Source organism: Skermanella sp. (assembly GCF_059503625.1).
In genome coordinates this window covers 1-10,616 of record NZ_JCACHA010000741.1, presented here as the reverse complement: position 1 = coordinate 10,616, position 10,616 = coordinate 1, and the positions used below count along the sequence as shown (strand labels likewise).

At 63.6% G+C, this 10,616-nt stretch carries 10 protein-coding genes; 6 read left to right on the top strand and 4 right to left on the bottom strand.

The features are described from left to right. Positions 1-320: hypothetical protein (locus AC5JJ6_RS25390; protein ID WP_496044738.1), on the top strand; the 320-nt coding region annotated here is incomplete at its 5' end. Positions 321-373: 53 nt separating this feature from the next. On the opposite strand, the gene AC5JJ6_RS25385 is transcribed toward AC5JJ6_RS25390, so the two are convergent. Beyond that, complete coding sequence (locus AC5JJ6_RS25385; protein ID WP_496044737.1) at positions 374-2,083, bottom strand: hypothetical protein; 1,710 nt, start codon at positions 2,081-2,083, stop codon at positions 374-376. Between the two features lie 210 nt (positions 2,084-2,293). Between AC5JJ6_RS25385 and AC5JJ6_RS25380 the strand changes: the two genes are divergently transcribed. The 5 genes from AC5JJ6_RS25380 to AC5JJ6_RS25360 all read left to right on the top strand — a co-directional run bounded on the left by AC5JJ6_RS25380 (position 2,294) and on the right by AC5JJ6_RS25360 (position 8,319). Continuing rightward, entirely contained in the window at positions 2,294-2,470 is a 177-nt protein-coding gene (locus AC5JJ6_RS25380; protein ID WP_496044736.1) for a hypothetical protein, read from the top strand. 248 nt (positions 2,471-2,718) lie between these two features. Then, positions 2,719-3,882 (top strand): DUF2336 domain-containing protein, encoded by a 1,164-nt coding sequence (locus tag AC5JJ6_RS25375; protein ID WP_496044735.1) that lies wholly within the window; start codon positions 2,719-2,721, stop codon positions 3,880-3,882. A gap of 101 nt (positions 3,883-3,983) precedes the next feature. Further along, positions 3,984-6,884 carry an ATP-binding protein gene (locus AC5JJ6_RS25370; RefSeq protein WP_496044734.1) on the top strand — a complete coding sequence of 967 codons (2,901 nt, stop codon included), beginning with the start codon at positions 3,984-3,986 and terminating at the stop codon, positions 6,882-6,884. 233 nt (positions 6,885-7,117) lie between these two features. Next, the gene (locus AC5JJ6_RS25365; protein ID WP_496044733.1) at positions 7,118-7,381 is read left to right on the top strand and encodes a hypothetical protein; all 264 of its coding nucleotides are present in this window, start codon (positions 7,118-7,120) and stop codon (positions 7,379-7,381) included. 113 nt (positions 7,382-7,494) lie between these two features. After that, entirely contained in the window at positions 7,495-8,319 is an 825-nt protein-coding gene (locus tag AC5JJ6_RS25360; RefSeq protein ID WP_496044732.1) for an MBL fold metallo-hydrolase, read from the top strand. A 60-nt stretch (positions 8,320-8,379) separates the two neighbouring features. Here AC5JJ6_RS25360 and AC5JJ6_RS25355 read toward each other — a convergent pair whose 3' ends face one another. From AC5JJ6_RS25355 to AC5JJ6_RS25345, 3 genes are all read right to left on the bottom strand, one after another. After that, positions 8,380-8,922, bottom strand: a complete 543-nt coding sequence (locus tag AC5JJ6_RS25355; protein ID WP_496044731.1) for a protease complex subunit PrcB family protein — start codon at positions 8,920-8,922, stop codon at positions 8,380-8,382. 3 nt (positions 8,923-8,925) lie between these two features. Then, a complete protein-coding gene (locus AC5JJ6_RS25350) occupies positions 8,926-10,107 on the bottom strand; it encodes a M20 aminoacylase family protein (protein WP_496044730.1) in 1,182 nt (393 codons plus the stop codon). Positions 10,108-10,196: 89 nt separating this feature from the next. Further along, positions 10,197-10,616 (bottom strand): PfkB family carbohydrate kinase (locus tag AC5JJ6_RS25345; RefSeq protein WP_496044729.1); only part of this gene is annotated, 420 nt, incomplete at its 5' end.

The following is a 10,616-nucleotide window of genomic DNA, read 5'->3' as shown; positions in this document are numbered from 1 at the left end:
TGGAGGACGAGCACGGCGTCGCCAACCTGATCGTCGTGCCGCCCGTGTTCGAGCGGTTCCGCAAGGTGATCCTGACAGCCCGCCTGATCGGCGCGACCGGCCGGGTGGAGCGCCAGGACGGCGTGATCCACCTGCTTGCCGACCACTTGGCGGACCTGAGCTTCCGCCTTCGCGAGTTGACCGCCGAGCCGGATTACTTCCACCCCGGCGCCATGGCCGGCGGCATCGCCCGGGCCGACGAGGTGAAGCGCCCGACCGCGGACTATCGCAAGAGCGGTGAGGTCGTCCAGGTCTTTCCCGACGGGCGGAACTTCAAATAGCGGGAAGATCGGCAAATAGCGGGAAGATCGGCGGCTTGCCGCCGGGGAGTGCGTCAGCGCGACGCCAGCCCCGAAGTCTTCAGCAGGGTGCGGAGCGACAGCAGCGCCTGCTTGCGTTCCGCTTCCGCCTTGAAGCGCTTCATGAACGGTTCGAGAAATTCCGGACTGTTGACCGCACGGCCGACCGCCTCGACGGCGCAGGCCCGCGCCTTGCCTTCCGGCAGGGGGGAAGCGGCGCACAGCTTCATCAGTTGCAGGATGCGGTCCATGAAGCTGCGGTTCGGCGCGTTCAATACGTCGATGCGGATGATGTCGAGCAGGGTCGCGTCCAGATCGCCCAGCAGCCTTGCCTTGGTGTCGGCATCCATATCGGCGCCCGCCACGTCGCGGTGCATGCCGACCAGAACGGGCAGTGCCGCCGGACGCTCCTTGCCGCCACTCTCGCGGACCAGATCGTCCGGCGACCATGCGGCGCGCACGAACTCCGTCATCTTGGCCTTGCTGGCGACGTACGGCATCAGATCGACGATCCGCACCAGCGTACGCACCTTTTCCGAAGGCAGCCGGCACTGGCTGATCGCCTCGGTCACGCTTTCCGGGTTGATCAGGCGAAGGGCACGCTGTTCCAAAGTTTCCAGCATCTCGATGTCGTCGGCGAGCGGCGGCGTCTTTCGGAAGAGTTCCATCAGCAGGTGCAGCGTCTGAGCCTGGTTCCACAGTGCCCGTTCCGCTTTCAGAGGCGCCAGATTGGTCAGTTCGCGGACCACCCGGCGCTCGATCGTGCTGCGCGTCCGCGGGCACTGTCCCCGGCTGATCAGCCAGTTGAGCGCCCTGATGCCGTCGGAGGCCCGGTTCGACGGCGGCTCATAGCGTCCGGCATGGAGATCCACCAGCGCCCGGATCTGGGTCAGGCGGTCGGAATGCTCAGGTCCGGTCAACTCGTTCGGCGTCGTCGTCGCGTTGACGATTTCCGCAAGGATCGCGTCGATCGGCATCACGAAGCGGGCAGGCAGGTCCTCTTCGACGAGATGGCCCAGCGCGTCGAGCTTGCCGATCCAGCCTTTGCTGTCGGCGAGATAGAGCGCCAGGGCACGGAAGATATGATAGGCGGCGGCGGTTCCATGCTTGGCTTCCAGCCCGGCGCATTGGGAGCCGTATCCCCCGGAGACGCAGGCCAGCACCGGCGCCTTCTTGGCATCGGCCCTCAGTTCGCCCAGCAACTGGTCGGCCAGCGCCAGCAGTTCCTTGAAGCGGCGCTGGACCGGGACGTCGGATCCCTGGACCTGATTGATCGCGGCTTTCTGGAGAGCCCCCTGCAAGGTCGTGCCGGCGTCGTTCAGACGAAGCGCATGCGCTTCCGAATGCAGCAGTTCGAGCGGCGTCAGGCGGTTGTCGTCCATATAGCGCTGAAGCGACGTCGCGATGATTTCCCGCGCCCTGTCGCCGCGCAGGTCCGATGGGACCCGGCACAGCCCGTCGCCGCCGGGGACCGGCATGATCAGCGGTATGGTCGGATCGACCATGCCGTCGCGCCAAAGGGTACGGGACAGGATGGTCCGGCTTACGTGCCCGTAGTCCTCGTATTCCGTACAGCGCGCTATCCTGACACCGAAACCGACCTTGTCCGCCTGCGCATTGCGTGCGCCGGCTTCCGCCTCCTCCAGGTCGTCCGTGATCCTGGCGCACATCCAGTAGCTGCCATGGTATGTGTGCAGCTCAAAGTAGATCCGGGTTTTTCCAATGGTTTCGAAAGTTTCAGACACGCAATCGGACCCTTTTTGGATCGTGAACCACACAGCAAGGCGGCATCCTGCCGTTCTATAGCCTTGGAATAACCATAATGCATAGTATCTTAAAACTTTTTGCAATCCGATAGGGTTATCTATGGTGCGAATTGTCGCTTGCGAAGATTGACCAGCGTAATCGAAAGAGGTAAGTTTCGTCATCGATCTCGCAAAATGCGGAGAGTTAAAATGGAAGTCGGTCAATACCCCTCGCCACTCGGTGTCGTCGGCCAGAAAATCGGCCAGAAGAGCCAGCAAACCCAGGCGCAGGTCGTCACGGACGCCATGCAGAGCACCAAGGAACTCGTTCAAAGCTCCGCTCAGTCGGGCGGCAACAGCGGTCATAAGATCGATATCAAGGCCTGATCGAAGGCTACGGCAGACCGGCGCCGGAAAATTTCCGCATTTTGCCGTTCTTTCGCGCTTCCGGTGGCCAGTCTCAGATCGATGAGCCGTCGGTCCGGCCGGACCGACGGCTCAACACGTTTGTGCTACCTCCGGCCGATTCTTCTCCCAGGTCGAGCGGTTAACGCTTTCGTATTACCCAAGACCCTAGAGTACGGAACACACTGAACGCCGTGAGCGGGGACCAGCCCTTTGGGCGGGAGAGGACGATGACCGGGGCCGGACTTTCTGAACAGGACGTCAAACGTCTGCTGGTGGATCGCTCGCCCCAGGCGAGGATCGAGACCATGTCGAAGGTGGTCGCCGATTTCGAGTCCGGAAGGTGCGCCGCCAAGGAGGAGGATCTGGTCCGCCAGATCCTCCAGCGACTGGCCATAGACGCCGAGATGGCGGTCCGGGAGGCGGTGGCATGGCAGATCTACAACAGCCCGCTGCTCAATGACGATCTGGCCCAGCGGCTTGCCCATGACGTCGCCGAGGTCGCATTCCCGATCCTGCGTCATGCCTCCGCCCTGTCCGACGACTTCCTGGTCGGCATCGTCCAGCAGCGGGACAGCAAGAAGCAGGTGGCGATAGCCGCCAGGGACGAGGTATCGGCCGGCGTCTCGGACGCCATCGTCGATGCCGGCAACGTCACGGCGATCGAACGACTTGTCCGCAATCCGGGTGCGGATTTGACGGAACCGACCCTGCAGAAGACTCTCGACCGTTTCGGCGGGATCGATGCGATCAGCGAGTCCATGGCTGGTCGGGTCGATTTACCGGTCGCCGTGATCGAAAAGCTGATCCATTACGTGTCGGAGGAAATCCGGGACGAACTGGCGGCACGCCATGATCTCCCCGTGGGAGTGCTCGGCGGGCTTGTCGAGCACGGCCGGGAGGCGGCGACCCTGCTCCTCCTCAAGCCACTCTCCGGACGCTTCCGCGATGCCGAACTCTTCGTGAAGCATCTCCATGCCAACAACCGCTTGAGTCCGTCGCTGCTGCTCCGCGTTCTTTGTAGCGGCGACGTAGACATGTTCGTCGCCGGCATCGCCGTCCGTTGCAACCTGAGCGTCGCCAACGCCCGACTGCTCGTCTTCGACGAAGGTCAGCTTGGCATGCGCGCAGCCTTCGAACGTTCGAAAATCCCTACGGTCCTGCTGCCGCCGTTTCGCGCGGCCCTGGCTGTGGTCCGCGAGATGGGGTACCGCGACGACGAGGGGCATCGCCCGGATTTTCAGAAGAAGGCGGTCGCGCGGGTGTTCAACGACTGTGGCAGCAGCGACGACAAGGACATCGAGGAACTTCTGCTACAGCTGTTCGATCACAAAACCGATGTGCGTTTGAAAGACGTCGTCCCTGCAACTGGTAGCGGCAGCCAAAAACAATAAAATTGCTTCTTGTGTATAATTTTTCATGATTCGTCGCTTATCGCTTTCTGTTCTGGTATCATTTATCAGCCTGCTAACTAACTTTATTATCGAACTGGACCATGGAAGCTACCCATGCAGGAGAGCCGGTGGCGCATTACTCGCAACGGGACGATGCTGCCTACAACCTTCGGCGCGGGCGTGAGCATAGCCCTGACTTGCGCGTGAGCGATATCCCGGCCGATGCCATGGCGATCATCGCCGATTGCCAGGTTCCTCTGGTCCTTATCGGCGTCACATGGCCTTACGAGCTGGCAAAATCGCCGCTGCTGTACGCCAATGCCGCCATGCTCGACCTTATCGGCCGGAACGCCGAGTCCGATCTTCCCGCGGGCCTTCTGCTTGGTTCCCTGTTCAGGATCGATATTCCGGAGTCGTGCTGCCCGGCTGAGGTCGAGTTGTTTTCCGCCCTGTCGGTTGCGACTGCGCCGGGCGGAGTCCCGCTGGCCGGAACGATCATGGTCGTTCCGGTCAAGGACCGGCTCGGCAGGCCGGCCCAGCGCTTCGCGGCGTTCCTGGCTGGAGAGCCGGCACCGCAGGAACGCCGTCTCGTCATCTCCCTGCTGCGGGCGGCAGGCCTGGCGCTGGCTCAATCCGCCGAAGTGGCGACCGCACGCACCACGCTCAACACGGTCCTTTCCAGCCTGACCGATGCCTTCATGTCGGTCGACCATTCATGGTGCTTCACACGCGTCAACCGCATGGCGGCGCAGGCTTGCGGCATGGCGCCGGAAGACATGATCGGACGCTCCTTCTGGGAGCTGTTCCCCGAGGCGATCGGCAGTCCGCTCCAAGCCGCCGCGTACCGCGCGGAAAGCGAGCAGGTGCCGGTTCAGGCGGAAGCTTTTCACCCCCGATTCGGCCGCTGGTCGGAATACCACGTCTACCCGTCACCCGACGGTCTGGGCATCATCGAAACGGACATCACCTCACGCAAGCAGCAGGAAGCACGCCAGCGGCTGATGGCGGACCTGAACGAGGCGATACGCCTGCTGGCGGATCCGACCGAGATGATGGAGGTCGCCCTCGTCCTGACCGGACGTCATTTCGGCGCCTCGCGCATGGTCTTCGCCGAGATCGATCCGGCAACCCTGAGTGTCGGCGCGTACCGGCAATACGTCGACAATGCTCCGGAGTTTCCGAGCGACATCACGCTGGGCGATTTTGGCGAGGCGGCGCTGGAGCATCTTCACCGCGGGCATACCCTTGCGGTCGAGGACGTCATGACCGACGAGCGGACGGCAGCGGGCCTTGAAGCGTTCAAGCGGATCGAAACGCGATCCCTGCTGGCGGTGCCTCTTACCAGATCCAATCGCTTGCTGGCGCTTTGCTCCCTACACGACAGCGTTCCCCGGCAGTGGTCGAGCGACGAGATCCTCATGGCCGAACGCGTCGCGGAACTGATCGGCGAGGCGGTCGAACGCTCCCGTGCCGAGAGGGCGGTACGCAACGGGGAACGGAGACTGCGGCTCGCCACACAGGCGGCGGCTCTCGGCGAGTTCGAGTACGATCCCGCCAGCGGTGCGATGATACGGTCGATGCTGGTGGACAGGCTGTTCGGTTTTCAGCCCGGAGAGGCCGATGCCCGCCTTGCACCGCTGCTGGAGCGGGTGCATCCCGACGACATCGCGGCTTTCCAGCAGGGACTGACGGATGCGCTGGCAGGCAGGTCCGACTGGAACCACATCTTCCGGGTCGTCCACGAAAGCGGCCGGACCGCCTGGATCACATCGGTCGGCGAAGTGATCCGCTGGCCCGACGGCAAGCCCGAGCGGATGGTCGGCATCATCCGCGACATCACGGTGGACTGGCTGGCCGAACAGGAACTGCGCCGGGCCCGCGACGCCGCGACTGAGGCCAGCGCCGCCAAGACCCGCTTCCTGGCCGCCGTCAGCCATGATTTGCGGCAACCGATCCAGGCCGTCTCCCTGTTCATCGAGTTGCTCGGCAAGAAGCAGATCTCGCCCGATGTCCGCGACTTGGTCGGAATGATCGACGTATCGGTCAAGGGGCTGCAAGGCATGCTCAACGGGTTGCTCGACGCGGCGCGCCTCGATGCCGGCATCGTCAAGCCCGTGCTCCAGACCTTCGACCTCGACGAGTTGCTCAGCAGGCTGGCGGCCGAGTTCGAGGCGCAGACCTCCGCCGCGAAGCTCATGTTCGAGGTGAGGCCTGCGACGGTGGCGGTATACAGCGACCCGGTGCTGCTCGAGCAGATCCTGCGCAACCTGCTTTCCAATGCGGTCAAGTTTACCACGCGCGGATGCATATTCCTGGAATGCGTGCGCGGAGACACTTCGGTGGACATCCATGTCGCCGACACGGGACCCGGGATACCGGAGGATCAGACCGAAGCGATCTTCCAGGACTTCCTCCAGTTGGACAACCCGGCGCGAGACCGCAACCGGGGCATCGGCCTTGGTCTTGGTACCGTCGCCCGCACCGCGCGCCTGCTCGGCCATCCGGTCAAGGTGACTTCCAAGGTCGGCGAAGGATCGATCTTCACCGTCACCGTCCCGATTTCCGATGCCTCCGTGAAGCAGCCGGAAAAGGCATGGAGCGGCAAGGAGCAATGGCAGGACCGCATCCTGGCCGGACGCACGGTGCTGGTCGTGGACGACGATCATGCCGTCCTGACCGCACTCCAGATGCTGCTTGAGGATTGGGGAATGCGGGTCGTGCATGCCGGCGCTTTCGAGGAGGTCGCCGACCTTCTGGCCCATGGACAGGTTCCGGCCCTGGATCTGGTCCTTACCGATTACCGCCTGCCCAACGGCGCCACCGGCGCTCAGGTGATCGAACTGGTCAGGCAGCATCCGTCCCATATCGGCATCGCCGGCCTGGTGATGACGGGCGACACCTCGCCCGAACGCCTGATCGAAGCGCAGAAGGTCGAGTGCCGGCTGCTGCACAAGCCCGTCAATCCCGACGACCTGAAACGAGCCCTGATCGCCTGCTTCTGAAGTCCCGATTCGACTTCGGACCCAGCCGTTCCGCCGCAAGCATGATCCCGGCGGCCGTTCCTTTGCGTCAAGGGCTTGCATCGCGATCGTACGACGCCATCTGAAATCGAAGAGCCTGAAATCACAAAACGATTTCTTCCACCGGCTGGAGTAAACGAACCATGTTCGATTCGGATGCCAACCGGGGCCGTGATCCGGAACCAGCGGATCCCAACCTCCGCAGCATGACCCGTGTGGCACTTCTCGGCGGCTTTTCCGTACTGCTGGCGTTGCTTTGGCCGCGTGAGCTTTTTCCCGTGATGCTGGCGGGATTTCTTTTCATCAACGCGCTGATGAGCGCCTTTGCGGCAGCCGTAAAGCGCCAACCCGTCTGGGACGCTACCTTCACCCGCTGGGATGAAGCCGCCGCCTTCTATGTCTTCGGCTTCCTTGCCGGGTTGTTCATCGACCCGGCGGTGATGGAGGAAGTGCTGTCGGCATCCGGAATTCAGGGCTGATCGAGCGCCGGACCGTTTTGGCTGGTTGTCGAAAGTTGTGATGGGCGTCACAATGGTATTGTCCGAAAGGTGGTAGCCTTTCGTTCTGCTTTTTTAACCAGCACCGGTTTGCCATGGCGTTCAGTGCGACCTTCTGGGGCGTGCGCGGTACGATACCCTGTCCTTCGTCGACCCATATGCGGTTCGGCGGCAATACCAGTTGCGTCGAGGTGACGGCGGGCGACCATACCATCATACTGGATTGCGGTACCGGCTTTCGGGCACTGGGGAAGGACCTGATCTCGCGGACCACCCGCCGGGCCACCATTCTGCTCAGCCATTTCCACCTTGACCATATCGCGGGTTTTCCCTTCTTCCAGCCGGCCTACAAGCCCGACTTCTCGTTCCGCATCATGGCCGGACGCTTCAACGCCTGTCCCGATATCCGTTCGGTGCTGGCAACCCAGATGGACCCGCCGCTCTTTCCGGTACCGATGCGGACGATGCGCGCCGATTTGACTTTCGAGGATTTCCGCCCCGGCGATACGTTGACCCTCGACGGGGGGCTGACCGTCCGGACGGCGGTGCTGAACCACCCGGATGGCGCCTGCGGTTACCGGATCGATCACGATGGGCATTCGCTCGCCTACGTGACCGACACCGAACACGTGCCGGACGCGCCGGACCGGAACATCCTGGAACTGATCGACGGTGCGGATCTGGTGATCTACGACGCGACCTATACCGAGAAGGAATTTGCCTGCAAGACGGGATGGGGCCATTCCACCTGGGTAGAGGGGATCAAGCTGTGCCAGTCGGCCGGCGCCCGCCGGCTGGCCCTGTTCCACCACGAACCCGACCATGACGACACAGGCATGGAAGAGATCGAGGCGGAGGCGCAATCGGTCTGGTCTTCCGTCTTTGCCGCCCGCGAGGGGGAAACGGTCACGCTGGAATGACCGGCCTGGGAATAATCGGCCTGGGAATAATCGGCCTGGGAATGATGCTTGCGGCGGCGGTCACCGAATCTGGACGAAACGGGTGGGCCAGTCGCTGCGCGGGACGATCCTGATCACGTAGGGCGACGTCAATACCTGGGCATTCATGGTGCCGGGGGCCGGTATTCTCTCCCCGTAGGAGATCACCATCTCGCGGCTGGCCGGCAGCCCCTGCTCGGTGAAGCGCTGATCGGTCGTTATCTGCTCGTTGATGCCTTCGATCGCGACCCCATAACCAGCGGTCTGACGCATGCCGAGGAATATCCCGATCCCCATCCAGCCCTGTGGCAGGGGGCCAGGCGCCGGAGTGGCCGCCAGGTTCCAAATGTCCTGCCACTCCTGTTCGGTGCGTGCGATCAGAGTCGTGCGGCCCTGGACGCCGGCTTGGATGCCGCTCCATTCGAAATGGCCGTCGATGCCGGGCGGAGTCCTCGAGGACTGGGCGCCCTCGGCGTTCGACAGGGGCTCGCCCGCCAGAAGGTTCATGGCGGGAGTGCAGCCGTTTGCCAGGGCGAGAACGGCTGCGAGTACGGCTCCGGGGACGGCGAAACGGGGAATGTGCATCTATCAGGCAACTCGCGGCAGGGCTGTTTCCACCAGCTTGGCCCAATAGCTGGCGCCCACCGGCAGGATCTCGTCGTTGAAGTCGTAGCGGGGATTGTGGACCATGCAGGCGCTGGGACCACCGGCCTGTCCGATCCAGACATAGGAACCGGGCTTCTTGTTGAGCATGAAGGCGAAGTCTTCCGCTCCGGTGCTGGGAGCGGGATCGTAGATCACCTGCGACGGCCCGACTACTTCGGCGGCGACTTGGCCGGCGAACACCGTTTCTTCGGCGGTGTTGACCGTGGCGGGGTAGTTGCGGCGGTAGTCGATCTCCGCCGTGGCGCCGAAGGCTTCCGCCGTGGCGGTCGCAACGCGCCGCAACCCTGCTTCGACCATATCCTGCACCGCGACCTCGAAGGTGCGCACGGTACCGCTGAGCGTCACCTCGCTCGGGATCACGTTGTAGGCGGAGCCGCCGTGGATCTGGGTGACGCTGACCACGGCCGAGCGCAGCGGATCGGTGTTGCGGCTGACGATCGACTGCAGCGCCGTCACGATATGGGCGCCGACCACGACGGGATCGATGCCGAAATGGGGCATGGCGCCGTGGGCGCCGTTGCCGCGTACCTTGATGTCGAACTGATCCGCCGCCGCCATGATCGGGCCGGTGCGGACCGCTATGGTGCCCGCCGGCATTTCCGGCCAGTTGTGCATGCCATAGACTTCGCTCACCGGGAACAGGTCGAACAAGCCTTCCTCGACCATCTTCTGGGCGCCGCCCTTACCTTCCTCGGCCGGCTGGAAGATGAAGTGGACCGTACCGTCGAAGTTGCGTGTCTCGGCAAGGTACCTGGCGGCTCCGAGCAGCATGGTGGTGTGGCCGTCATGGCCGCAGCCATGCATCTTGCCCGGATTCGTCGACGCATGCGGAAAATCGTTCTGTTCCTGCATGTTCAGCGCATCCATGTCGGCGCGGAGCGCTATCGACTTGCCGTTGCCCGAGGCTCCGCCACCCTTCAGCGTGCCGACGACACCGGTGCCCCCAAGGCCGCGATGCACCTCGATACCCCACTCCTCAAGCTTCGCCGCGACGATGCCGGAAGTCCGGAACTCCTCGAACGCCGTTTCGGGATGGGCGTGGAAGTCGCGCCGCCAAGCGGTCATCTCTTCCTGGAAATCAGCGATTCGGTTGATGATCGGCATGTATCGTCTCTGGTTTCGTGCAAGCTTGCCCGCGAAGGACACAGGAGGGCCGGGGGAGGGCCGGAGACACGTTAGCAGAGAGATTGCGGTCAGGACAGACGCAGAGGTTCGGCTACCTCGCGCAGGCGGGCATCGATCGCCTCTGATGTCGGCAGGCTTTCCTGGGCGCCCAGGGCCATGCAGGCGAGCGAGGCGCCGACGCTGGCGCGGTGAAGCGCCTCCGCCGGTTCGGCGCCGCCGTCCAGTGCGGCCGTGAGGATGCCGCAGAAGGCGTCGCCGGCGCCGGTGGTATCGACAGGGGTGATCTTCAGCGGAGCGGCCGTCCAGAGAGCCCCGCCCGACTCGGCCATCAGGGCGCCGGCGCTGCCCAGGGTCACGACGCAGGTGACGCCGCAGGTCCGCGCCAGATCGCGGGCGAGACCGGTGGCGGAACTGACGGACAGGCCGAGGCGGTCGGCGATCTCCGCCGCTTCATGCTCGTTGACGATCAGCACGTCGATCAGCTTCAG